A 23,663-nucleotide genomic window follows, 5' to 3' on the forward strand; every position below is an offset into this window, starting at 1 on the left:
GGGATTCGGAGCTACAGCCTGCAGCCGAGCAGGACCGGCTCGGGTTTCAATGTGACACCAAACACATCACGAACTCCGTCGCGGATGACGCGGGCCAGCGTGATCACCTCTTCGGTGGTGGCGCCACCGCGGTTGGTCAGCGCGAGGGCGTGCTTGGTGGACAGCCTGCACCGAGCCGCCGGATCGTCCGGATAGCCCTTGGCGAAGCCGGCGCGCTCCACCAGCCAGCCGGCGGCCAGCTTGACACCGTCGGGGGCCGGGTAGTGCGGGACCGGGCCCCGGTCACCGCCAAACCTGCTGGCGAGCCGCTCGTACACCTCGGGCGCGACCACGGGGTTGGTGAAGAACGAACCCACGCTCCAGGTGTCGTGGTCGTCCGGGTCGAGCACCATCCCTTTGCGGCCCCGCAACGTCAGCACCGCCTCGCGGACCGCGCGCGGGTCGACCCGATCGCCGCCGCCCGCCCCCAGCGCGGCCGCCAGCTCGCCGTAGCGCAGCGGCGCGCTGCGGCCCGACGCGTCCAGCGCGAACTCGACTTCCAGTACCACCCAAGGCATTTCGGGGCCCGCCTGCTTGAACACGCTGGTGCGGTAACCGAAGCCGAGCTCGCCGCCCGGCACCCAGCGCACCTCCCCGCTGGCGCGGTCCAGGATCTTGACCCGGGTGATGGTGTCGGAGACCTCGGCACCGTAGGCCCCGACGTTTTGCACCGGGGTGGCCCCGGCCGAACCGGGGATCCCGGACAGGCATTCCAGCCCACCCAGACCGTGCTCGATGGCGGCGACCACGACGTCGTCCCACACCGCGCCCGCCTCCGCGCGCACCACGGCGTCGTCGATCGTGATGCCGCTGTTGGCCAACCGCACGGCGGTCAGGTCGGTCACTGTGTCCGCGATCACCAGGTTGGACCCGCCGGCGAACACCAACACCGGGGAGCGTTGTCCGGCACGGCTTTCGGCGTCCAGCTCGCCCACCACGGCGACCACCTGCTCGGTGCTGGTGCAGGTGATCAGGCGGCGCGCGACCGGCCCGACCCGCAACGTCGTCAGCGGCGCGAGCGACACCTCTTCGGCGACCTGCGCGCCGGCGAAGGCCGGACCGGCGTCGCTGGATTTCATGGCCCGTAACGGTAGCCTCACCTGCTATGCCGCGTTCATTCGACTTGTCGGCCGACTACGACGGCAGCGTTGAAGAGGTGCATCGGGCGTTCACCGACGAAACCTACTGGCGGGCACGGCTGGCCGGATCCGGTGTCGACGTCGCCACGCTGGAATCGATGCGGGTCGGCGGCGAAACCGGGGACGACGACACCGTCGAGGTCGTCACCGTGCAGGTGATCCACAGCCACAAGCTGCCCGGGATGGTGACCCAGCTGCACAGCGGCGACCTGCGGATCCGGCGCGAGGAAGTATGGGGACCGGTCGCCGACGGCACCGCGCAGGGCACCGTCGTCGGCTCGATCCTGGACGCCCCGGTCAACCTGACCGGCACCGCGACGCTGCTGCCGATCCTGGAGACCGGCGGCGCCCGCCTGACGTTCCGGGCCACCGTCCAGGTACGCGTCCCGATCATCGGCGGCAAGTTGGAGAACATCATCGGCACCCAGTTGGCCGAGCTGGTGGCGGCGGAGCAACGGTTCACCACGGAGTGGATCGCCAAAACGGCGTGAGGGCGCCGAAGCCTAAGCTGGCGCCCATGCGAATCGCGTTGGCCCAAATCCTGAGCGGCACCGATCCGGCCGCCAACCTGGGGCTGGTCCGCGAGTACAGCGCGCGGGCAGCCGAGGCGGGCGCGAAATTAGTGGTGTTTCCGGAGGCGACCATGTGCCGGTTCGGCGTCCCACTGGCGCCCGTCGCGGAGCCGGTCGACGGGCCGTGGGCGACGGGTGTGCGGCGGATCGCGGCCGGCTGCGGCATCACGGTGGTCGCCGGCATGTTCACCCCGGGCGGCGACGGCCGGGTGAAGAACACGCTGATCGCGGCCGGTCCGGGGCGCCCCAACGAGCCGGACGCCCACTACGACAAGATCCACCTCTACGACGCCTTCGGCTTCACCGAGTCGCGCACCGTGGCGCCCGGCCGCGAGCCGGTGGTGATCACCGTGGCCGGCGTCCGGGTAGGCCTGACCGTCTGCTACGACATCCGCTTCCCGGCGCTGTACACGGAGCTGGCCCGCCGCGGCGCCCAGCTGATCGCCGTGTGCGCCTCCTGGGGCTCGGGGCCCGGCAAGCTCGACCAGTGGACGCTCCTGGCCCGGGCCCGCGCCCTCGACTCGATGAGCTACGTCGCCGCGGCCGGCCAGGCCGACCCGGGCGCCCCCCTGACGGAGTCGGGAGCGCCCACCGGGGTGGGAGGCAGCCTGGTGGCCTCCCCGTTCGGCGAAGTCGTCGCATCGGCAGGGTCCGGGCCGCAGCTGGTAGTGGCCGACATCGACGTCGACCGGGTCGCCAAGGCCCGCGAGAGCATCGCAGTGCTGCGCAACCACTCAGATTTCGCTCAGCTCGATAGGGCAGAATCAGTCGGGTGACGAACCCACAAGGACCACCGAACCAGGACCCTTCGACGTGGGGCCGTCCCGGCAACCAAGGCTCGTTCGGCCAGCCCCCGACCGAGCGGCCGACCGAACGGATCAACACCGGTGGTCCGGCGCCCGCGCCGCCGCCGCCGGCCGCCGGTCCGCCGCCCGGTCAGACCGAACGGATCGCGACGCCGCCGCCGAACATGCACCGGCCCGACTACGCGCCGCCGCCTCCGCCCACCCCGCCCGCGGGGCCGACGGAGAAGCTGCCCACCCCGGGCGAGGAACCGGCGCAGGGCAAGAAGAAGCGTCGCTTCCTGCGCGACCCGCTCTCGGTGGTGCTGGTCTGCATCATCGTGGTCTGCCTGGTGATCGCCGGCCTCGTCGGCGCGGAGCTGTACGTCCGCCACGTCGCCAACAGCAAGGTCGCCCAGGCGGTGGCCTGCGAGGTCAAGGACCAGGCCACCGCGTCCTTCGGGGTGGCGCCGTTGATGCTGTGGCAGCAGCTCACCAAGCACTACACCAACATCTCGGTGCAGACCGCCGGTAATCAGATCCGCGACGCCAAGGGCATGAAGCTCGACCTCAACATCAGGGACGTGCAGCTGAAGGACACGCAGGACTCCAAGGGCACCATCGGGTCGCTGGACGCGACCATCACCTGGACGTCCGACGGGATCAAGGAATCGGTCCAGAACGCGATTCCGGTGCTGGGCCCCTTCGTCACCAACACCGTGACCACCCACCCCGCCGACGGGACCATCGAGCTCAAGGGCATGTTGGACAACCTGACCACCAAGCCGGTGGTGTCTGGCACGGGGCTGCAGCTGCAGATCGTCAGCTTCAACGCGCTCGGCTTCACGATGCCCAAGGAATCGGTGCAGTCGACGCTGGACGACTTCACGTCGAACTTCACCAAGAACTACCCGCTGGGCATCCACGCGGACAGCGTGCAGGTCACCAACGACGGTGTGACCAGCCACTTCTCGACGCGGAACGCGAGCATTCCGACCGGCAACAACAACGACCCGTGCTTCGCCAACCTGTGACGCCGGTTTAGCCGAGCCCGTCGAGCACCGCCCGGGTGCCCGATAGTCCGAGCCGGGTGGCGCCGGCGTCCAGCATCGCGAGCGCGTCGGCGGCGGCGCGGATGCCGCCGCTGGCCTTCACGCCCAACCGGCCGCCGACGGTCTGACTCATCACGGTGACCGCTCGCACCGAGGCGCCGCCCGCGGGATGGAACCCGGTCGAGGTCTTGACGAAGTCGGCCCCGGCGTCCTCGGCCGCGCGACACACCCCGACCAGCGTGCTTTCGTCGGTCCCCGAGAACAGCACCGCCGATTCGACGATCACCTTCAGCACCGACCCGGCATCGACCTCGTTCATGGCGGCCCGCACGGTCGCGATGTCGGCCCGCACCGCGTCGATGTCGCCGGCCAGCGCGGCGCCGATGTCGATGACCATGTCCACCTCGGCGGCGCCGGACGCCACGGCCCGCTGCGCCTCGTGCGCCTTGACCGCCGAAACGTGCTTGCCCGACGGGAAACCCGCGACGCTCGCCACCCGAACGCCCCCGGCGCGCACCGCGACCGGGACCATCGACGGCGACACGCACACCGCGTAGACGCCCAATTCGGCGGCCTCGGCGACGAGCGCGGCAACGTCCGCCTCGGTGGCCTCCGGCTTGAGCAGGGTGTGGTCGACCGTTGCCGCCAGCTGTGCCCGGGTGGGTTTGCTTGCCACTAGAACCTTTCCTCAGGGCCGCCGGGATTGCATCCCGCCGCCACCATCTCGGCGTCGTCGACGACCGGGCGCCACGGCTCCAGGTTCCAGCTGGTCTTGCCGGGCTGGGCCATCTCGGCGAACTGCCAGTGACAGATGAACTGCGCGCGCATGCCTGGGGTGTCCGCGTCCGGCGAGAGCGCCAACACCTCGCCCCACGCCTCGTCGGCGAGCGCGACGTTTCCGGGCTGCCCGGCGGCGGCCGCCCGCCCCGAGGGTGTCGGGAAGACGCGCAGGCTGCTCAGGCCGTGCCACTGCCCCCACTCGGTGTGGTCGATGAACGGCGGGGAGGCCGTGACCGGACCGGCCGCCGCGGTACCCGCCGGGACCCACAGCGCGACCAGCGCCACGGCGGGCGCCGTCAGCAGCGCCTTCATCCGGTTAGCGCGACTTACCTTGGATTTCCAGAAGTTTCGGCCGCACGTCGACGAGATAGACGCCGGCCGCGCACGCGGCGATCGCCATCCCGAGTACCCCGAAAACAAAACTCAGGATGGATGTCAGCGCGACAGCCAGTCCGAGGATCACCAGCCACACCGGCTTGGTCAGCTTTTCCGCGGCCGTGTACGCGTCGGGCCGCTGCAGCGCGGCGTGTACGAACGCGTATACCGCCGTGACCAAGACGGCGATCTGCAAGACCAACATGACGGTTCCCACGAGGTGGCTCACGCCTTAAGCGTATGCGGGCGCCGTCGGAAACGTCGACCCGGAGCTGCCCGAGGGACAACTCCGAGTCGACCGTCGGACTTACTTCTGGGTGACCTTCTTTGCCGACGCCTTCTTGGCCGGAGCCTTCTTGGCGGGAGCCTTCTTGGCGGGAGCCTTCTTCGCGACAGCCTTCTGGGCCTTCTTGGCCGTCTCGTCGGACTTCTTGGGCAGTTCGATGCCGACCAGCTTGGCCGCCCGCTCGCCGACCGCGCGGGTCTGCGAGGCCACGGTGCCCAGCGCTTCCTGGGTCAGCTCGACGGCCTGGTCCACGTAGCCCTCGGCGCGCGCGGAGGCGTCGTCCAGGCCCGTCTGGCTGCGCAGCCGCTGCAGGGCGGCCTCGCCCCGCTCGACCAGCTCGTTGTAGCGGTTGGTCGCCGCGTCCAGGTAGCCCTCGGCCGCCTTGCGGAGCTCGTCGCTGGTGAAGCGCTCGCGCAGCCCGCCGAGCTGCTCGGGCAGGTCTTCCTGCAACTTGGTCAGGCGAGCGCGGCTCTCCTCCACCCGGGTGCGGGTGTCGGCGCGCGTCTCTTCGGCGCGATCACGCAGGTTGGCGATCAGCTCGTTGACCGTGGCCAGGGCCAGGTCGGCCGCGCCGAGGGCCGCGAGCAGCGGAGCCCGCAGATCTTCGATGTTGGTGTTGTCCGCCATGATGATTCCTTTCGTTAACGGCGTTCTTGACTGTTTGTGATGGGAGCGACGGCGAAGGTCCCGTTCTGTCCGGCGGCCGCCGGGTCGTCCTTGCCCGGGCAATCCCACGCCGTCGGTGGTTGATGCGTGCCGGCCAGGCGGCGCGCTCACTCGACGGATTCGGTGGGACACTCCTGGTCGGTTGGTTCGGTTATTTCGTTTTGCTGGGTGAACGATGTGTAGATGTCGAGCAGAACCTGCTTTTGGCGCTCGGTGATCGCGGTGTCGGTGATGATGGCGTCGCGGACCTGGCTCTTGTCGCTCGGCTCCAAAATCCCGGCCCGCACATAGAGGACCTCCGCGGACACCCGCAAGGCCTTCGCGATTTGATTGAGCACGTCGGCGGACGGCTTGCGCAAGCCACGTTCCACCTGGCTCAGATACGGGTTGCTGACCCCGGACTTCTCGGCGAGTTGACGCACCGAGACCTGCGCGAGTTCGCGCTGGCTGCGGATGAAGCTGCCGATGTCCGAGGCCATGTCGGAGGCGGCGTTGGACACCTTCGCGGAGAGCTTCTCCTCGGGCGCCATGGCGTGCTCCTGGTCGGATGGTCGGTGCTGACGGCCATCAGACTACTACAAGTGCTTGCTATTGCAAGCACTTGTTAGCACTACTAGAAAAGTGCCTGCGCGACCGCGTAGATCACCAGACCCGCCAGCGAGCCGACCACCGTCCCGTTGATCCGGATGAACTGCAGGTCGCGACCCACGTGCAGCTCGATGCGCCGGCTGGCCTCCTCGGCATCCCAGCGCTCGACCGTGTCGGTGATGATCGCCGTGATCTCCACCCCATACTGCGAAACCAGGTGCTGGGCCGCGCGCACGATCCAGTTGTCCACCTTGTCGCGCAGGTCGGCGTCGTCGCGCAGGGACTCCCCGATGCGGACCACCGCGTCGGCGATGCGGGTGCGCAGCGTGCTCGACGGGTCGTCCACGCCCTCGAGCACCAGCCGTTTCAGCGTCTTCCAGGCCGTCGCGGCCGCGTTGGCGATCTCGTCGCGCGCCATCAGCTGCTCCTTGATCGCGTCGGCGCGCGCGATGGTGTCCGCGTCGTGTTGTAGGTCGTCGGCGAATTCGAACAGGAACCGGGTCGCCGACCGGCGCAGCTCGTGATCGGGATTTCGGCGCACCTTGTCGGTGAAATCCATCAGCTCGCGGTGGATGCGGTCGCCCACCAGGTGGTCGATGAAACGCGGTGACCACGTAGGCGAGTCGCGCTCGACCACCCGCTGGATCACCTCGCCGGCGTTCAGCGACCACTGGAAGGCCCGGTCGGCCAGCAGCTGGATCAGCGCCTCCTGCCGGTTCTCGGCCAGCAGCGACGCCAGGACCCGCCCCACCGGCGGCCCCCATTGCGGCTCGGCGATGCGGCGCACGATCATCCGGTCGATCACCTGCTGAACGTCCTCGTCGCGCAGCAGCTCGACCAGCACCCGCAGCACCGTGGCCGTCTCACCGGCCACCCGCTCGGCGTGCGAGGCCTCCGACAGCCACTTGCCGAGCCGTCCGGGCACCTGGGCGTCGCGCAGCTTGGTCTCCACCACCGGGGGCGACAGGAAGTTTTCCCGCACAAAGGTCCCCAGCCCCTCGCCGAGCTGATCCTTCTTGCGCTTGATGATCGCGGTGTGCGGGATGGGGATGCCCAGCGGATGCCGGAACAACGCGGTCACCGCGAACCAGTCGGCCAGCGCCCCCACCATCCCGGCCTCGGAAGCGGCGCCGACATAGCCGACCCAGGCGCCCAGGTGGGCGTGGGCCTGGGCCCACCGGCAGCCGAGGAACAGGCCGGTGGCTCCGATCAGGAAGCTCAGCGCCACCGCCTTCATCCGGCGCAGCGCCACCCGGCGCTCGGCGTCGGCCTGCGGGTCGGCGCCGGCGAAGGATTCGGCGAGCGAGGGCTGCGGGCGCCCGGTGTCGCTCAACGGGGACGTCGAGTCCGGGCCCGCCGCGGGCGGGCCCGGTGCTTCGCCTCGGGGCGAGGCCCTGTGTACCACCACTCCATCATTCATCGTCGTGGGCGTTTGGTGTGACCGCACTGTTCACAAGCCCGCGGGGGCGCGCGGTCAACGTTCGAAACAGGGCCGCACGCCGTAGTATCGAGGGCGTCTAGTGAATGGGATATCGGCGACAGTGGCAGAGCGAACGTTGGCGGTGGCGGCCAAGACGGATGGTCGCAAGCGGCGCTGGCACCAACACAAGGTGGAGCGCCGCAACGAGTTGGTAGACGGCACGATCGACGCGATCCGGCGGCACGGCGGCACCCTGAGCATGGATGACATCGCCGCGGATATCGGCGTATCCAAGACGGTGCTGTATCGCTACTTCGTCGACAAGAACGACCTGACGACCGCCGTGATGATGCGGTTCACCCAGACCACGCTGATTCCCAATCTGGCCGCTGCGCTGACGTCCAATCTGGACGGCTTCGACCTGACCCGGGAGGTCATCCGGGTGTACGTCGAAACGGTCGCGAATGAACCAGAGCCGTACCGCTTCGTGATGTCGAACAGCTCGGCCAGCAAGAGCAAGGTGATCGCCGACTCCGAGCGGATCATCGCCCGCATGCTCGCGGTGCTGATGCGCCGCCGCATGCAGCAGGCGGGGATGGATACCGGCGGGGCCGAGCCGTGGGCCTACCTGATCGTCGGCGGCGTGCAGCTGGCCACGCACTCCTGGATGTCTTTCCCGCGCATGAGCCGCGACGAATTGATCGACTACCTGACGATGCTGAGCTGGAACGCGTTGAAGGGCATCGTCGAGGTCGGCGGATCGCTGGAGAAGTTCCGCGAAGAGCCCCATCCGTCGCCGATCGTTCCGCCCCGCGGGCAGCAGGATCGGTCCCCGCTATAGGGCGGCGATACCGCGTGGTGAATCTCATTTTGTCAATTCGGCCCGTCTCGTGTGACGCTATGAGCCGCTAGTGAGAACGACGTGCATCGCCCGCAGCGACTAGCATGCAGGGGGTGCTTCGGGGGCGACGCACATGCGCCGTGCCGGCAGGGCGTCTCTGCCTCCACGTAACGAAAGGCTCTTCTCGACATGTCTGTGCAGCTGACGCCGCATTTTGGAAACGTGCAAGCCCACTACGACTTGTCCGATGACTTCTTCCGGCTGTTCCTCGACCCGACCCAGACGTACAGCTGCGCCTACTTCGAGCGCGACGACATGACCCTGGAAGAGGCGCAGCTCGCCAAGATCGACCTGGCGCTGGGCAAGCTAAAGCTCGAACCGGGCATGACGCTGCTGGACATCGGCTGCGGCTGGGGCGCGACCATGCGCCGGGCCATCGAGAAATACGACGTCAACGTCGTGGGGCTGACGTTGTCGGAGAACCAGGCCGAGCACGTGCAGAAGACGTTCGACGAGATGGACACCCCCCGCAGCCGGCGGGTGCTGTTGGAGGGTTGGGAGAAGTTCCACGAGCCCGTCGACCGCATCGTCTCCATCGGTGCCTTCGAGCACTTCGGCCGCCAGCGCTACGGCCGCTTCTTCAAGATGGCCTACCAGGCGCTGCCGTCCGACGGAATCATGTTGCTGCACACCATCGTTCGCCCGTCCTTCAAGGAGGCCAGGGCGCGGGGCATGAGGCTGACCCACGAGATCGTGCACTTCTCGCAGTTCATCCTCACCGAGATCTTCCCCGGGGGCTGGCTGCCGACCCCCCAGACCGTCGGGGAGTACGCCGTCACGGCCGGCTTCGAGCTGACCCGGGTGCACTCGCTGCAGCTGCACTACGCGCGGACCCTCGAGATGTGGGCGGCCGCCCTCCAGGCGAACCGCGAGCAGGCCATCGCCATCCAGTCGCAAGAGGTCTACGACCGCTACATGAAGTACCTGACCGGTTGCGCGAAGCTGTTCCGCCAGGGCTACACCGACGTCGACCAGTTCACCCTGGAAAAGTAGCGGCGCCCGGCGGCCTCGCCGTCAGCGGGCGCTCCGCGGTCAGTAGGTGTAGAAACCCTGGCCGGTTTTCTTGCCGAGCCGGCCCGCCTCCACCATGCGCAGCAACAGCGGCGGCGGAGCATACTGCGGTTCCTTGAATTCCTCGAACATCTTGTCCGCGATCAGTTTCAGGGTGTCCAGGCCCACCAGGTCGGACAGCCGCAGCGGTCCCATCGGGTGCGACAGCCCGGCGACAACCGCCTTGTCGACGTCTTCGGTGGTGGCGAAACCCGCCTCCACCATGCGAATCGCCGACAGCAGATAGGGCACCAGCAGGGCGTTGACGACGAAGCCCGACCGGTCCGAGCAACGCACCACCTGCTTGCCCAGCACCGCGCTGGCGAATTCCTCGGTGCGCGCGGCGGCGGCCTCGTCGGTGACCAGCGTGCTGACCAACTCGACCAGGGGCAGCACCGGCACCGGGTTGAAGAAGTGCAGGCCAAGCACCCGCTGCGGGTTCTTGGTGGCCGCAGCGATCTTCATGATCGGAATGCTGGACGTGTTGGACGCCAGCACCGCGTCGGGATCGGTGACGACGGCGTCGAGCTCGGCGAACACCTGCGCCTTGATGGCATCGTCCTCGATGATCGCCTCGATGACCAGCTGGCGGTCGGCGAGGTCCTTCAGATCGGTCGTGAAGGTGAGCTGGCTCAACGCGCGGTCGCGTTCCCGCTCGGTCACCTTGCCGGCGCTGACGCCGCGCTCCAGCGACTTCACGATGCGGTTACGTCCGGCCGTGATCAGCGCCTCGGTGGTCTCGAACACCGTCACGTCGACGCCGGCGCGGACCGCGACCTCGGCGATGCCGGATCCCATCTGGCCGGCCCCGACCACCCCTACCCGCTGAATCGCTGCGTCGCTCACTGTCATCTCTTTCGGGTGTCGTATCGTCGTGCACCGCAATAGGCCCCGCCCAGGTTCGCTGGGCGGGGCCTATGCTACTTCAGCCGATCTTCACTGCTCCGAGCGTGTACTCACTGCGAAAATTCGGTTGGAATCTCGCAACAGATGCACGTTCGGCGACGGACGGGCCGGTCAAGGCCCGCTCGGCCTCAGTGAAACTGACCCTCTTCGGTGGAGCCGGTCAGCGCGGTGGTCGACGAAGTGGGGTCGACCGTGGTGGCGATGCGGTCGAAGTAACCCGCACCGACCTCACGCTGGTGCTTGGTCGCGGTGTAACCGCGCTCCTCGGCGGCGAACTCCCGCTCCTGCAGTTCCACGTACGCGGTCATCTGGTTGCGGGCGTAGCCGTAGGCCAGATCGAACATCGAGTAGTTCAGCGCGTGGAAGCCGGCCAGCGTGATGAACTGGAACTTGAAGCCCATTGCGGCAAGCTCCTTTTGGAACTTCGCGATGGTCGAGTCGTCCAGGTGCTTCTTCCAGTTGAACGACGGCGAGCAGTTGTAGGCCAGCATCTGGTCGGGGAACTCGGCCTTGACGCCCTCGGCGAACTTGGCGGCCAGCTCGAGGTCCGGCGTGCCGGTCTCCATCCAGATCAGGTCGGAGTACGGCGCGTAGGCCTTGGCGCGGGCGATGCAGGGCTCCAGGCCGTTGCGGACCCGGTAGAAGCCTTCCTTGGTCCGCTCACCGGTGATGAACGGCTGGTCGCGCTCGTCGACGTCGGAGGTGATCAGGGTGGCCGCCTCGGCGTCGGTGCGGGCGATGACCACGGTCGGCACGTCGGCCACGTCGGCCGCCAGACGGGCCGAGGTCAGCGTGCGGATGTGCTGCTGGGTGGGGATGAGCACCTTGCCACCGAGGTGACCGCACTTCTTCTCCGACGCGAGCTGGTCCTCCCAGTGCGAGCCCGCGACGCCCGCGGCGATCATCGCCTTCTGCAGCTCGTAGACGTTCAGCGCACCGCCGAAGCCGGCCTCGCCGTCGGCGACGATCGGGGCCAGCCAGTTCTCCACCGAGGTGTCGCCCTCGACCCGGGCGATCTCGTCGGCGCGCAGCAGCGCGTTGTTGATGCGGCGGATGACCTGGGGCACCGAGTTGGCCGGGTACAGGCTCTGGTCCGGGTAGGTGTGGCCGGACAGGTTGGCGTCACCGGCGACCTGCCAACCCGACAGGTAGATGGCCTTCAGGCCGGCGCGGACCTGCTGGACGGCCATGTTGCCGGTCAGCGCGCCCAGCGCGTTGATCCACTCCAGGTCGTGCAGCTGCTCCCACAGCACCTCGGCGCCGCGACGGGCCAGCGTGTGCTCCTCGACCACGCTGCCCTGCAGGGCGACGACGTCCTGGGCGGTGTAGGTACGGCTGACGTCCTTCCACCGGGGGTTGGTGTCCCAGTCCTTCTGGATCTGTTCGGCGCTCTTCGGGGTGCCAACGGCAGACATTGGGCATGCTCCTTAACGAATCTTCACTACTACTGAGTTGGTGAACGCTGCACCGGCGGTAGCTAGAGGCTCAACTTCGCTGGTGTGCTAATTCGAAGATGGCACAGCCCGACCTCGCATTTCCACCCATTTCATTTGCCAATTTCGGTAACGACCGGGCCAGATTTAGCAAACGTTGCGAAGATGAACGCGAACTGAACCGTTTCAGAAACTACCGGCCAGTAACCGGAATCCGCAGGTCAGCCGGGAAATTAGCGGGACGCTTGTCCGGTTAGCGGGAGAAGATCGCGGCGACCGCTTTGGTCTCGTCACCGACGGCATATGTGAGCGTTGTAACAGTGCGATCGGTGAGGTTGGGACCGAACTGATCGGTCGAGCCGGGCGGGTGGACGTGCGAGATGATCTCCAACTTGTCGCCCAGCGCCACCGGCGCCTCGTGCTCGATCGTGATGCGCAGCGGCAGCTGCATCAGCTCCAGGTGCGAGGCCAGGTAGTCCTCGATCACGCTCCAATACACCGAGTTGTTCATGTGGTCGAACAGGTCGATATCGGTGACCCGGACCGGGAACTCGTGGATCTCCGCGGCGTCATCGCGGCTGCCCGGCTTCAGATAACCCTTCCAGCGCAGCCGGTCGATGGAGGTCGTCTTGTGCAGGCCGGCCAGGAAGTCGTCGGAGATGCGCGACGGCATCTGGGTCTCCCGGTTGATGTTGATCCAGAAGGCCTCGGATTCGATCAGTCCACCCTTGCGCCCGTCGACCCGGACCCTCATCTCACACCACCGGTTCGACGTGCCCGAACACCACCGACGGCACCGCAGCATGTCCTGAAACTCGATCGGCCGGATCAGGTCAAGCATCGTGCGGCGCACGATCCACAGCGGGTGGGTCTCCTCGAAGCCCATCTCGCGCAGCTGGTCCTGCCCGATGTCCTGGATGTGCCGGCACGCGGCGTCCAGCCGCAACCGACCCGTGCGGTCAATGTCGGCCACCCGCAGCGGCCATTCGCGGTCGAAGACATCGGGGTGCCCGTCGGGAACCGGCATCAGTTCTTTGTCCAGGCTCACGGCTTGACTCCCCGTTTCCTCCTCGTGGGCACCCCAGGCTAGTCCTGCGGTCTCGTTGCGAATCATGCCAACGACCTATGCCAAAAACCAATCGCAACGCGTCCGCGGCCGCGTGCGAACCATGCCAACTTCGGCTTAACAAGCCGCTATCCTGGGCAAAGTGTCCAAGACCTTCGTCGGCTCCCGCGTCCGCCAGCTCCGCAACGAACGCGGGTTCTCCCAGGCCGCCCTGGCCCAGATGCTGGAGATCTCGCCGAGCTACCTCAACCAGATCGAGCATGACGTGCGGCCCCTGACAGTGGCGGTGCTGCTGCGGATCACCGAGGTGTTCGGCGTCGACGCGACGTTCTTCGCCTCCCAGGACGACACCCGGCTGGTGGCCGAGCTGCGCGAGGTCACCATGGACCGCGACCTGGACATCGACGTCGACCCGGCCGAGGTGGCCGAGATGGTCGGATCCCACCCCGCGCTGGCCCGCGCGGTGGTCAACCTGCACCGGCGCTACCGGATCACCACGGCGCAACTGGCCGCCGCCACCGAGGAGCGGTACTCCGACGGCAGCGGCACGGGATCGATCACCATGCCGCACGAGGAGGTGCGCGACTACTTCTACCAGCGGCAGAACTACCTGCACGAGCTGGACACCGCCGCCGAGGACCTCACGATCCAGATGCGACTGCACCACGGCGACTTGGCCCGGGAACTGAATCGCCGGCTGACCGAGGTGCACGGCGTGCACATCAACCGGCGGATCGATCTGGGTGACACCGTGCTGCACCGTTATGACCCCGCGACCAAGACGCTGGAGATCAGCAACCACCTCTCGCTCGGGCAGCAGGTGTTCAAGATGGCCGCCGAGCTGGCCTACCTCGAGTACGGCGATCTGATCGACGCTCTGGTGGAGGAGGGCAAGTTCACCAGCGACGAATCGCACACGCTGGCCCGGCTGGGGCTGGCCAACTACTTCGCCGCGGCCGCGGTGCTGCCGTATCGCCAATTCCACGACGTCGCAGAGAATTTCCGCTACGACGTCGAGCGGTTGTCTTCCTTCTACTCGGTGAGCTATGAGACCATCGCGCACCGGCTCTCGACCCTGCAGCGGCCGTCGATGCGCGGCGTGCCGTTCTCCTTCGTCCGGGTGGACCGGGCCGGCAACATGTCAAAACGCCAGTCCGCCACCGGGTTTCACTTCTCCTCCAGCGGAGGCACCTGCCCGCTGTGGAACGTGTACGAAACGTTCGCCAACCCGGGCAAGATCCTGGTGCAGATCGCCCAGATGCCCGACGGGCGCAACTACATGTGGGTGGCCCGCACAGTGGAGCGCCGCGCCGCCCGGTATGGTCAGCCGGGTAAAACCTTCGCGATCGGCCTGGGCTGCGAGCTCCGCCACGCGCACCGGCTCGTCTACTCCGAAGGACTCGACGTCTCGGGAGGACCAGGAACAGTGGCAACACCAATCGGCGCCGGTTGCCGGGTGTGCGAACGCGACAACTGCCCGCAGCGGGCCTTCCCGGCCCTGGGGCGCGCGCTGGATCTGGACGAGCACCGCAGCACGGTCTCCCCGTATCTGGTGAAGCAGCCGTGACCGCCGGCCAAGCGGGCCAAGGTGGCCGCATCCCGTCGGGGCGGTTCCGCGAACTCGGGCTGATCAACTGGATTCTCGCGAAGTCGGCCGCGCGCAAGGTCCACGCACCCGAGATGCACCTGTTCACCACGCTGGGCCAGAACAAGTTCCTCTTCCTGGTGTGGAGCATCTACAGCGGCCGGGTGCTGCGCGGCCGCCTGCCGGCGATCGACACCGAGCTGGTGATCCTGCGGGTCGCGCATCTGCGCGCCTGCGAGTACGAGCTGCAGCACCATCGCCGGATGGCCGCCGAGCAGGGACTCGACGCGGACCTGCAGGCCGCCATCTTCGCGTGGCCCGAGCGCCTGGACCGCGTGGAGGCGCGCCTGACCGTGCGCCAGCAGGCGCTGCTGGCCGCGACGGACGAGTTCGTCAAGGACCGCACCATCACCGACGCCACCTGGCAGCAGCTCGCCCAGCACCTGGACCGGCGTCAGCTCATCGAATTCTGCTTGCTGGCAAGCCAATACGATGGCCTCGCCGCGACCATGTCGGCCCTGGCCATCCCGCTGGACAACCCGCGCCAGACCGGCCCCGCTCAGAGATAGACGTTGGCCAGGACGGCCAGCGTCAGCAGCAGCGGCGGCACGGGCAGCCCGAACCCGAACCCCGACCACGCGTATTTGCGCCGGCGCCGCAGAAACGACGCCCACATCGTCGCGCAGACCGCCAGCGCGAGCGAGAGCAACAACACCGTTGGCGCCCACTGGCCCACGGCCGCGTTGTCGTCGGCGATCGAGAAGGCCACCAGCCACAGGACGTAGCCCGCGGCGAGGCCGCCGACGGCCCCCAGAATGATGTCGCTACGCATAGGGCTTTTAGAAGTTGATCATGTGGCCGGTCAGGCCGTGGAAGCACTCCTGGAGCGCCTCGGACAAGGTCGGATGCGTGTGCACGTTGCGGGCCAGCTCGGTGGCGGTCAGGTCCCACTTCTGCGCCAGGGTCAGCTCGGGCAGCAGCTCGGACACGTCGTGGCCGATGAGGTGTCCGCCCAGCAGCTCAAGGTATTTCGCGTCGGCGATCAGCTTGACGAACCCGGTGGGGTCGCCCAGCCCATGCGCCTTGCCGTTGGCGGTGAACGGGAACTTGGCCACCACCACGTCGTAGCCCTCGTCGCGGGCCTGCTGCTCGGTCAGCCCGAAGCTGGCCACCTGGGGCTGGCAGAACGTCGCGCGTGGCAGCATCCGGTAGTCACCCAGGGCCAAAGTCTCTGCGCCGGCGATGGTTTCGGCCGCCACGACGCCCTGCGCCTCGGCGACGTGGGCGAGCTGCAGCAGCCCGGTGACATCACCGATGGCGTAGATGTGCGGCACGCTGGTCATCATGTAGTCGTTGACGCCGATGGCCTTGCGGTCGGTCAGCGCGACGCCGGCCTTCTCCAGGCCGTAGCCTTCGACGTTGGGCGCAAAGCCGATGGCCTGCAACACTTTAGCGGCCTTGAGTTCCTGCGCGTTGCCGTCCTTGCTGACGGCGACGGTGACCTCGGAACCGTTGTCGGAGATCGACTCCACCTTGGTGCCGGTAAGGATCTTGATGCCCAGCTTCTTGAACTGCCGCTCGATCTCCTTGGACACGTCGGCGTCCTCGTTGGGCAGCGCCCGCGGCAAGAACTCCACGATGGTCACGTCGACGCCGTAATTCTTCAGCACGTAGCCAAACTCCATGCCGATCGCACCCGCGCCGGCGATCACGATCGACTCGGGCAGCTCGCGGGAAAGGATCTGCTCCTCGTAGGTGACCACGTTGGCCGACAGCGACGTCCCGGGCACCAGCCGCGTGCTGCTGCCGGTGGCGATGATGGCGTGGTCGAACGTCACGGTGTCGGTGCCGCCGTCGTTGAGGTCGACGGACAGCGTGTTGGCGTCGGTGAACCGGCCGTACCCGTGGATCTCGGTGATCTTGTTCTTCTTCATCAGGAAGTGCACGCCCGCGACCCGGCCCTCGGCCACCTTGCGGCTGCGGTCGAAGGCGGCGCCGTAGTCGAAGGTCGCCTCGCCGTTCATCCCGAACGTCGCGGCCTCCTTGGTGAAAATGTGCACCAGCTCGGCATTGCGCAGCAACGCCTTGGACGGGATGCAGCCGACATTGAGGCAGACTCCGCCCCAGTACTTCGGCTCGACGACTGCGGTGTTGAGGCCAAGCTGCGCGGCGCGGATGGCTGCGACATATCCGCCGGGACCGGCCCCGAGGACGACGACGTCAAAATGGGTCACGGCCACTACCCTAGTGGCCGCCCGGCCGGGGCGTTAATACGGAATGAGGCCGACGAGGCAGTGGCCCACCCGCGCGCAGTGGTAATAACCGAGCAGGGGCGCCGCGGCGAACAGCGAGGCGAAGGGTCCCGACATCACCGCCAGCGCCAGCGCCGAGACCAGCGGCCTGCCCTCGACCATCGCGAGCAGGACGCCGGCGACGGCGCACGCCACCACGTAGACCAGCACCACGAACAGCGCCGGGGTCGCATCCGTCGAGTGATACCACCAATAGAACAGGCCGAGCCCGACGACGGCGGCCACGCACCACACGGCGAAGGCGACCAGCAGCAGCTTCCACCATTTCAGGTACAGGTAGCGCCCGGGAACGGTGACCGGTTGCACCGGCGCGGCGGCGGACTCGGCGGCCGTATCGTCCTCGTCGGCGGGCGGCTCGGACGCCTCCGGCTCGTCGTGGGCGGCCGCCGGGCGCGCGCCCGTCTCCTCGTCAGAATCCGAGAAATCCGGCTTCCACGCCTGGGTGCCCGGGTCGTCGTCGGAGAAGTCGGGCTTCCACGCCTGGGTGCCCGGGCTCGACGGGGTGTCGTCGTCAACCACGGGACGTCACCTGGAGGGCGACCAGGACACCGAACCAGCCCGGGGCCACCGCCAAGGCGAACGCGCCGAGCATCGTCACCCACCGACGTCCGGAGAACAGGATCGTCACCAGCCCGGCGACGCTGGGAACCCCCACCACCAGCGCGAGGGCGAAGGCCGGGCGGATGCTCCCGTGCACGGTCCCGGCGAATCCCACGCCCGCCAACAGCCCGACGGCGGCGCCGATCAGCATGGCGCCGGCCAACAGCCGCGGGCGCGGAAGGGGGATCACGCCTTCGAGGTTACTGCCGTCATCGACCCGGAGGGCACGTTGGCAAGGCCGTGTCAGTCACCACCCGACCGCGGGCCGAAGGGCGTTCGCCGCGTTCATAATCGGCGCCGGTGACGACCGGCGCGGCCCGCAACTCGGCCTGTTCCTCCTCGGTGAAGACGCGGCCGCGGGACAAAAAGCGCAGCCCCTCGGGAGCCTCCACGCTGAACCCGCCGCCACGGCCCGGGACCACGTCGATGACCAGCTGGGTGTGCTTCCAGGCCTCGTACTGCGGGCCCGAGATCCAGACCGGCACCCCGTCCCCGACGTCGAGCACGCCCAGCAACACGTCGCGGTCGCCCACCACGAAGTCCCCGGATGGATAGCACATCGGCGACGACCCGTCGCAGCAGCCGCCGGACTGGTGGAACATCAGCGGCCCGTGCCGGTCCTGCAGGCGCGCCAGCAGTTCGGCGGCGCCGGCGGTGATGACAACACCCGGGACCATTAGAAGAAGCCCTGCGCCTTGTCGGAGTAGGACACCATCAGGTTCTTGGTCTGCTGGTAATGGTCGAGCATCATCTTATGGTTCTCCCGGCCGATGCCGGACTGCTTGTAGCCGCCGAACGCGGCGTGCGCGGGATAGGCGTGATAGCAGTTGACCCACACCCGGCCGGCCTGGATGTCGCGCCCGGCGCGATAGGCGGTGTTTCCGTCGCGGCTCCACACCCCGGCACCCAGGCCGTAGAGGGTGTCGTTGGCGATCGAGATCGCGTCGTCGTAGTCGGCGAACGACGTCACGGTGACGACGGGACCGAAGATCTCCTCCTGGAAGATCCGCATCTTGTTGTTGCCGGCGAAGATGGTGGGCTGCATGTAGTAACCGCCGGACAGGTCGCCGCCCAGCTCGGCGCGCTCGCCCCCGGTGATGATCTTGGCGCCCTCGTCCTTGCCAATCTCGATGTAGGACAACACCTTTTCCAGCTGGTCGTTGGAGGCCTGGGAACCCAGCATCGTCTCGGAGTCCAGCGGGTCGCCCTGCCGGATCGCCTTGGTGCGGATGGCGGCCAGCTCGAGGAATTCGTCGTAGATGTCGGACTGGATCAGGCTGCGGGACGGGCAGGTGCACACCTCGCCCTGGTTCAAGGCGAACATGGTGAAGCCCTCGAGGGCCTTGTCGCAGAAGTCGTCACCCTTGGCCATCACGTCGGAGAAGAAGATGTTGGGGCTCTTGCCGCCCAGTTCCAGCGTGACCGGGATCAGGTTCTGCGAGGCGTACTGCATGATCAACCGGCCGGTGGTGGTCTCGCCGGTGAACGCCACCTTGGCGATGCGGTTGCTCGACGCCAGCGGCTTGCCCGCTTCGGCGCCGAATCCGTTGACGACGTTGACCACGCCCGCCGGCAACAGGTCGCCGATGAGCGACATCAGGTAGAGCACCGAGACCGGTGTCTGCTCGGCCGGTTTGAGCACCACGGCGTTACCCGCCGCCAACGCCGGGGCCAGCTTCCAGGTGGCCATCAGGATCGGGAAGTTCCACGGGATGATCTGCCCGACCACCCCGAGCGGCTCGTGGAAGTGGTAGGCCACGGTGTTCTCGTCGATCTGCGACAGCGAGCCCTCTTGCGCCCGGATGGCGCCGGCGAAGTAGCGGAAATGGTCCACCGCCAGTGTGATGTCGGCGCCGAGCGCCTCGCGGATCGGTTTGCCGTTGTCCCAGACTTCGGCGACCGCCAGCGCGGCCTTGTTGTCCTCGATGCGGTCCGCGATCTTGTTCAGGATCAGCGCCCGTTCCGCGGGAGCGGTCTTGCCCCACGCCTTGGCCGCCCCGTGGGCGGCGTCGAGCGCCTTCTCGACGTCGTCCTCATCCGACCGCGCCACCTCGCAGAACGGCTGGCCGGTCACCGGTGTCGGGTTCTCGAAATAGCGGCCCTGCACGGGCGGCACCCACTGCCCCCCGATGAAGTTGTCGTAGCGGGATTCGTACGACATCAAGGCCCCGGCGGAACCTGGACGTGCGAAAACAGTCATCAGCTCGGCCCTTCGCTCGTCGGTGTAATACACCTCACACTACCGCCGGAGGCCACAATGGCGTCCATGACCTCACACGCCGCCGCCGATCGCGAAGACGCCCAAGACCCGTACCTGTGGCTCGAGGATGTCACCGGCGACGAGGCGCTGGATTGGGTGCGGGCGCGCAACGAACCGACGCTGGCGGCGTTCCGCGACGCGGAATTCGAGCGGATGCGTGCCGAGGCGCTCGAGGTGCTCGACACCGACGCCCGCATCCCGTACGTGGTCCGCCGCGGCGAGTACCTTTACAACTTCTGGCGCGACGCCGCCAACCCGCGCGGGCTGTGGCGGCGCACCACGCTGGACAGCTATCGCACCGATGCCCCCGAGTGGGACGTGCTGATCGACATAGACGAGCTAGGGCGAGCCGACGACGAGAAGTGGGTGTGGGCCGGCGCCGGCGTCATCGAACCCGAATACACGCGCGCGCTGGTCGCGTTGTCCAGGGGCGGCTCGGACGCCTCGATCGTGCGCGAATTGGACATGGCGACACGCCAATTCGTCGCCGACGGGTTCGCACTACCGGAGGCCAAGTCGCAGATCGCCTGGGTGGACCTCGACACGGTACTCGTCGGCACTGATTTCGGCGACGGCTCGCTCACCGACTCGGGCTACCCCAGGGTGATCAAGCGGTGGCGCCGGGGCACCCCGCTGACCGATGCGGAAACCGTGTTCTCCGGCGACCGCACCGACGTGCGCGTGTCCGCGTCGGTGGACCGCACCGAGGGCTTCGAGCGCACGCTGCTGGGGCGGGCCCTGGACTTCTGGAACGAAGAGGTCTACGAACTGCGGGGCCGGCAAGGAAACACCGAGCTCATCCGGATCGATGCGCCGACCGACGCGAGCCTGTCGATACACCGCGAATGGCTGTTGATCGAGCTGCGCACCGACTGGTTTTATGGTGCACAGAGCTACCCGGCCGGTTCCCTGCTGGCGGCCAAATACGACGAATTTCTCGCGGGCACAGCCGAATTGAGTGTGGTGTTCTCGCCCGACGAGCACACCGCGTTGAACCACTACGCGTGGACGCGCGACCGGCTGTTGATGGTCACCCTCGCCGACGTGGCCAGCCGCGTGGAGATCCTCACGCCCCCTTCGTCACGGGACGGCTGGCTCCGGGAGCCGGTGGCCGGCATTCCGGAGGCGACCAACACCGTCGTCGTCGCCGCCGACGACACCGGCGACGAGTTCTTCCTCGACTCCAGCGGATTCGTCACGCCCTCGCGGCTCCTGCGCGGCACCGGCGCCGGCCCGCTGGAGCAGGTGAAGTCGGCGGCCGCCTTCTTCGATGCCGAGAACCTTACGGTGGCACAGTATTTCGTGGACTCCGCGGATGGCACGCCAATCCCCTACTTCGTGGTGCGGTCGGCCGATGCGCGGGGCCCGGGCCCGACCATGCTCTACGGCTACGGCGGCTTCGAAGCCGCGAACACCCCCGCGTACAGCGGCGTGCTCGGCCGGCTCTGGCTGGCCCGGGGCGGCACCTACGCGCTCGCCAACATCCGCGGCGGCGGCGAGTACGGCCCCCGCTGGCACACCCAGGCCATGCGCGAGAACCGGCACAAGGTGGCCGAGGATTTCGCCGCGGTGGCAACGGATTTGGTGAACCGCGGCATCACGACCGTGGACCAGCTCGGAGCGCAGGGCGGCAGCAACGGCGGCCTGCTGATGGGCATCATGCTCACCCAGTACCCCGACAGATTCGGCGCGCTGGTGTGCAGCGTCCCGCTGCTGGACATGAAGCGCTACCACCTGCTGCTCGCCGGCGCCTCGTGGATGGCCGAGTACGGCGACCCCGACAACCCCCAGGACTGGGCGTTCATCTCCGAATATTCGCCGTACCAGAACATTTCGGCGACGCGCCACTACCCGCCGGTGCTGATGACCACCTCCACCCGCGACGATCGGGTGCATCCGGGCCACGCGCGCAAGATGACGGCCGCCCTCGAGGCGGCCGGACACCCGGTCTTCTATTACGAAAACATCGAGGGCGGCCACGCCGGCGCGGCCGACAACCAGCAGGTCGCGTTCAAGTCGGCGCTCACCTATTCGTTCCTGTGGCGGATGCTGGCAGGCCCTGTGACCGGGTCCTAAGATCGTCGACGTGTCCGCGACCCAACGCATCGAACTCACCCTGCTGGCGACCGGACTGATCTTCGTGCTGGTTTCGGCGGCGCAGGCGCGCTACCGCTTCATCGGTGACCGCCGGGCCGGGCGGCGGTTCTACTGGGCGACCGCGGTGATCGGCACCGTGTGTTTCGCGGCCGGCACGGGCAAGCTCTGGCCCAACGCCGTCTGCGTGGCGGCGATCTTCTCCGGCCTGGTCGCGATGTCGGCGTACCTGACGACGCCGTATCTCAAGATCGGGGACCGCATCTACGCGTCGTCGCCGGAAAACCGCCAGCCCGACCCCTAAGGAAGCCATGCCAGGTAGCGACTTCGAGACGCTGCTATACACGACGTCCGGGCCGGTGGCCACCATCACGCTGAACCGTCCGGAGCAGCTCAACACCATCGTGCCGCCCATGCCCGACGAGATCGAGGCGGCCGTCGGGCTGGCGGAGCGCGACCCGGAGATCAAGGTCATCGTCCTGCGCGGCGCCGGCCGCGCCTTCTCCGGCGGCTACGACTTCGGCGGCGGCTTCCAGCAGTGGGGCGAGGCCATGATGACCGACGGCCGCTGGGACCCCGGCAAGGACTTCGCGATGGTCACCGCCCGCGAGACGGCGCCGACGCAGAAGTTCATGGCCATCTGGCGGGCGTCCAAGCCGGTCATCGCCCAGGTGCACGGCTGGTGCGTCGGCGGCGCCAGCGACTACGCGCTGTGCGCGGACCTGGTGATCGCCAGCGAGGACGCGGTGATCGGCACCCCGTACAGTCGGATGTGGGGCGCCTACCTGAGCGGGATGTGGCTCTACCGGCTCAGCTTCGCCAAGGTGAAGTGGCATTCGCTGACCGGGCGACCGCTGACCGGCGTCCAGGCGGCCGAGATCGAGCTGATCAACGAGGCGGTGCCGTTCGAGCGCCTGCAGGCCCGGGTCGCCGAGGTCGCCGCCGAGCTGGCCCGCATCCCGCTGTCGCAGCTGCGGGCGCAGAAGCTGATCGTCAACCAGGCCTACGAGAACATGGGGCTGGCGTCCACCCAGACGCTCGGCGGCATCCTCGACGGCCTGATGCGCAACACCCCCGACGCCCTCGACTTCATCAAGACCGCAGAAACCCAGGGCGTGCGGGCGGCGGTCGAGCGCCGCGACGGCCCGTTCGGCGACTACAGCCAGGCCCCACCGGAGCTGCGGCCCGACCCCGCACATGTCATCGTGCCTGATCGGGACCAATGCTGAGACCAACTAGGAACCTGGTCGCCGACGCACAAAAAGTGTTACCGTTACAGCTATGTCTCGGCTGAACACTGGCCTGCGCGCAGGCGTCGCCTTCCTCGCCCTCGGCATCGCCGCGGCGGTCTTCCCGAAGACCGCCGTCGCCGATTCGACCGAGGACTTCCCGATTCCACGCAGGATGATCAACACCACCTGCGACGCCGAACAGATCATGGCGGCCACCCGCGATACCAGCCCGGTGTACTACCAGCGCTACATGATCGACTTCAACAACCACCCGAACGTCCAGCAGGCGACGATCGACAAGGTGCACTGGTTCTACTCGCTGTCGCCGGAGGACCGCCGCACCTACTCCGAGAACTTCTACAACAACGACCCGCTGTGGTACGCGTGGCCCAACCACATGAAGCTCTTCTTCAACAACAAGGGCGTCGTCGCCAAGGCCACCGACGTCTGCGCCCAATACCCGCCCGGCGACATGTCGGTGTGGAACTGGGCCTAACGCCTTAAAAAAATCCGCGCGTCCGCAGA

27 protein-coding genes are annotated in these 23,663 nt (G+C 67.7%); 11 read left to right on the top strand and 16 right to left on the bottom strand.

Annotation, left to right across the window (positions count from 1 at the left end):
• Positions 1-11: 11 nt before the first annotated feature.
• A complete protein-coding gene (locus tag ACEL92_RS23940) occupies positions 12-1,118 on the bottom strand; it encodes a UDP-N-acetylmuramate dehydrogenase (RefSeq protein WP_374023060.1) in 1,107 nt (368 codons plus the stop codon).
• A gap of 26 nt (positions 1,119-1,144) precedes the next feature.
• On the opposite strand from ACEL92_RS23940, the gene ACEL92_RS23945 reads away from it, so the two are divergent.
• From ACEL92_RS23945 to ACEL92_RS23955, 3 genes are read left to right on the top strand one after another with little or no spacing between them, the layout of a single operon-like run.
• Positions 1,145-1,669 (top strand): DUF2505 domain-containing protein, encoded by a 525-nt coding sequence (locus tag ACEL92_RS23945; protein WP_374023061.1) that lies wholly within the window; start codon positions 1,145-1,147, stop codon positions 1,667-1,669.
• Positions 1,670-1,695: 26 nt separating this feature from the next.
• The gene (locus ACEL92_RS23950; protein ID WP_374023062.1) at positions 1,696-2,526 is read left to right on the top strand and encodes a carbon-nitrogen hydrolase family protein; all 831 of its coding nucleotides are present in this window, start codon (positions 1,696-1,698) and stop codon (positions 2,524-2,526) included.
• A complete protein-coding gene (locus ACEL92_RS23955; protein WP_374023063.1) occupies positions 2,523-3,566 on the top strand; it encodes a DUF2993 domain-containing protein in 1,044 nt (347 codons plus the stop codon). Before ACEL92_RS23950 ends, ACEL92_RS23955 begins: the two co-directional genes overlap by 4 nt.
• A gap of 7 nt (positions 3,567-3,573) precedes the next feature.
• Here ACEL92_RS23955 and deoC read toward each other — a convergent pair whose 3' ends face one another.
• From deoC to ACEL92_RS23985, 6 genes are all read right to left on the bottom strand, one after another.
• The gene (gene deoC, locus ACEL92_RS23960) at positions 3,574-4,260 is read right to left on the bottom strand and encodes a deoxyribose-phosphate aldolase (protein ID WP_374023064.1); all 687 of its coding nucleotides are present in this window, start codon (positions 4,258-4,260) and stop codon (positions 3,574-3,576) included.
• Positions 4,260-4,676 (bottom strand): DUF2599 domain-containing protein, encoded by a 417-nt coding sequence (locus ACEL92_RS23965; protein WP_374023065.1) that lies wholly within the window; start codon positions 4,674-4,676, stop codon positions 4,260-4,262. The genes deoC and ACEL92_RS23965 overlap by 1 nt, the downstream gene beginning before the upstream one ends.
• Before the next feature lie 4 nt (positions 4,677-4,680).
• Positions 4,681-4,968 (bottom strand): DUF2516 family protein, encoded by a 288-nt coding sequence (locus tag ACEL92_RS23970; RefSeq protein WP_067282206.1) that lies wholly within the window; start codon positions 4,966-4,968, stop codon positions 4,681-4,683.
• Positions 4,969-5,046: 78 nt separating this feature from the next.
• Positions 5,047-5,652, bottom strand: coding sequence for a heparin-binding hemagglutinin (locus ACEL92_RS23975; RefSeq protein ID WP_374023066.1), 606 nt, complete (start codon positions 5,650-5,652; stop codon positions 5,047-5,049).
• 146 nt (positions 5,653-5,798) lie between these two features.
• On the bottom strand, positions 5,799-6,221 hold the full coding sequence (locus ACEL92_RS23980) for a helix-turn-helix domain-containing protein (protein WP_374023067.1): 423 nt from the start codon (positions 6,219-6,221) through the stop codon (positions 5,799-5,801).
• Positions 6,222-6,304: 83 nt separating this feature from the next.
• Positions 6,305-7,687, bottom strand: coding sequence for a DUF445 domain-containing protein (locus ACEL92_RS23985; protein WP_374023068.1), 1,383 nt, complete (start codon positions 7,685-7,687; stop codon positions 6,305-6,307).
• A gap of 133 nt (positions 7,688-7,820) precedes the next feature.
• Between ACEL92_RS23985 and ACEL92_RS23990 the strand changes: the two genes are divergently transcribed.
• Together ACEL92_RS23990 and pcaA are read left to right on the top strand one after the other, a co-directional pair.
• The gene (locus tag ACEL92_RS23990) at positions 7,821-8,540 is read left to right on the top strand and encodes a TetR/AcrR family transcriptional regulator (protein WP_374023069.1); all 720 of its coding nucleotides are present in this window, start codon (positions 7,821-7,823) and stop codon (positions 8,538-8,540) included.
• Between the two features lie 189 nt (positions 8,541-8,729).
• Complete coding sequence (gene pcaA / locus ACEL92_RS23995; protein ID WP_374023070.1) at positions 8,730-9,593, top strand: cyclopropane mycolic acid synthase PcaA; 864 nt, start codon at positions 8,730-8,732, stop codon at positions 9,591-9,593.
• Positions 9,594-9,632: 39 nt separating this feature from the next.
• Here pcaA and ACEL92_RS24000 read toward each other — a convergent pair whose 3' ends face one another.
• From ACEL92_RS24000 to ACEL92_RS24010, 3 genes are all read right to left on the bottom strand, one after another.
• A complete protein-coding gene (locus ACEL92_RS24000; RefSeq protein WP_374023071.1) occupies positions 9,633-10,496 on the bottom strand; it encodes a 3-hydroxybutyryl-CoA dehydrogenase in 864 nt (287 codons plus the stop codon).
• A 188-nt stretch (positions 10,497-10,684) separates the two neighbouring features.
• The gene (gene aceA, locus ACEL92_RS24005; protein WP_374023072.1) at positions 10,685-11,971 is read right to left on the bottom strand and encodes an isocitrate lyase; all 1,287 of its coding nucleotides are present in this window, start codon (positions 11,969-11,971) and stop codon (positions 10,685-10,687) included.
• 271 nt (positions 11,972-12,242) lie between these two features.
• Entirely contained in the window at positions 12,243-13,037 is a 795-nt protein-coding gene (locus tag ACEL92_RS24010; RefSeq protein ID WP_374023073.1) for an acyl-ACP thioesterase domain-containing protein, read from the bottom strand.
• Positions 13,038-13,197: 160 nt separating this feature from the next.
• Here ACEL92_RS24010 and ramB point away from each other — a divergent pair, with 160 nt between their 5' ends.
• Complete coding sequence (gene ramB / locus ACEL92_RS24015; protein ID WP_374023074.1) at positions 13,198-14,622, top strand: acetate metabolism transcriptional regulator RamB; 1,425 nt, start codon at positions 13,198-13,200, stop codon at positions 14,620-14,622.
• Positions 14,619-15,209 carry a carboxymuconolactone decarboxylase family protein gene (locus ACEL92_RS24020; protein WP_374023075.1) on the top strand — a complete coding sequence of 197 codons (591 nt, stop codon included), beginning with the start codon at positions 14,619-14,621 and terminating at the stop codon, positions 15,207-15,209. Before ramB ends, ACEL92_RS24020 begins: the two co-directional genes overlap by 4 nt.
• On the opposite strand, the gene ACEL92_RS24025 is transcribed toward ACEL92_RS24020, so the two are convergent.
• The 6 genes from ACEL92_RS24025 to ACEL92_RS24050 are packed head-to-tail and all read right to left on the bottom strand — an operon-like array spanning position 15,200 to position 19,752.
• Positions 15,200-15,472 carry a hypothetical protein gene (locus tag ACEL92_RS24025; RefSeq protein WP_374023076.1) on the bottom strand — a complete coding sequence of 91 codons (273 nt, stop codon included), beginning with the start codon at positions 15,470-15,472 and terminating at the stop codon, positions 15,200-15,202. The genes ACEL92_RS24020 and ACEL92_RS24025 overlap by 10 nt on opposite strands.
• A 7-nt stretch (positions 15,473-15,479) precedes the next feature.
• Entirely contained in the window at positions 15,480-16,874 is a 1,395-nt protein-coding gene (gene lpdA, locus ACEL92_RS24030) for a dihydrolipoyl dehydrogenase (RefSeq protein ID WP_374023077.1), read from the bottom strand.
• Between the two features lie 33 nt (positions 16,875-16,907).
• Entirely contained in the window at positions 16,908-17,471 is a 564-nt protein-coding gene (locus ACEL92_RS24035) for a hypothetical protein (protein ID WP_374023078.1), read from the bottom strand.
• A complete protein-coding gene (locus tag ACEL92_RS24040; RefSeq protein WP_374023079.1) occupies positions 17,464-17,742 on the bottom strand; it encodes a putative holin in 279 nt (92 codons plus the stop codon). Before ACEL92_RS24040 ends, ACEL92_RS24035 begins: the two co-directional genes overlap by 8 nt.
• A gap of 19 nt (positions 17,743-17,761) precedes the next feature.
• The gene (locus ACEL92_RS24045) at positions 17,762-18,229 is read right to left on the bottom strand and encodes a DUF779 domain-containing protein (RefSeq protein WP_374023080.1); all 468 of its coding nucleotides are present in this window, start codon (positions 18,227-18,229) and stop codon (positions 17,762-17,764) included.
• Positions 18,229-19,752: an aldehyde dehydrogenase family protein gene (locus ACEL92_RS24050; RefSeq protein ID WP_374023081.1), complete on the bottom strand. Its 1,524-nt coding sequence runs from the start codon at positions 19,750-19,752 to the stop codon at positions 18,229-18,231. The genes ACEL92_RS24045 and ACEL92_RS24050 overlap by 1 nt, the downstream gene beginning before the upstream one ends.
• 66 nt (positions 19,753-19,818) lie before the next feature.
• On the opposite strand from ACEL92_RS24050, the gene ACEL92_RS24055 reads away from it, so the two are divergent.
• From ACEL92_RS24055 to ACEL92_RS24070, 4 genes are read left to right on the top strand one after another with little or no spacing between them, the layout of a single operon-like run.
• Complete coding sequence (locus ACEL92_RS24055) at positions 19,819-21,888, top strand: prolyl oligopeptidase family protein (RefSeq protein ID WP_374023082.1); 2,070 nt, start codon at positions 19,819-19,821, stop codon at positions 21,886-21,888.
• 10 nt (positions 21,889-21,898) lie between these two features.
• Positions 21,899-22,210 (top strand): hypothetical protein, encoded by a 312-nt coding sequence (locus ACEL92_RS24060; RefSeq protein ID WP_374023083.1) that lies wholly within the window; start codon positions 21,899-21,901, stop codon positions 22,208-22,210.
• A gap of 7 nt (positions 22,211-22,217) precedes the next feature.
• Positions 22,218-23,135, top strand: a complete 918-nt coding sequence (locus ACEL92_RS24065) for a crotonase/enoyl-CoA hydratase family protein (protein WP_374023084.1) — start codon at positions 22,218-22,220, stop codon at positions 23,133-23,135.
• Between the two features lie 52 nt (positions 23,136-23,187).
• On the top strand, positions 23,188-23,634 hold the full coding sequence (locus tag ACEL92_RS24070; protein ID WP_374023085.1) for a DUF5078 domain-containing protein: 447 nt from the start codon (positions 23,188-23,190) through the stop codon (positions 23,632-23,634).
• The last annotated feature ends 29 nt before the right edge of the window (positions 23,635-23,663 follow it).

Source organism: Mycobacterium hainanense (assembly GCF_041890355.1).
Taxonomy (GTDB): Bacteria; Actinomycetota; Actinomycetes; order Mycobacteriales; family Mycobacteriaceae; genus Mycobacterium; species Mycobacterium hainanense.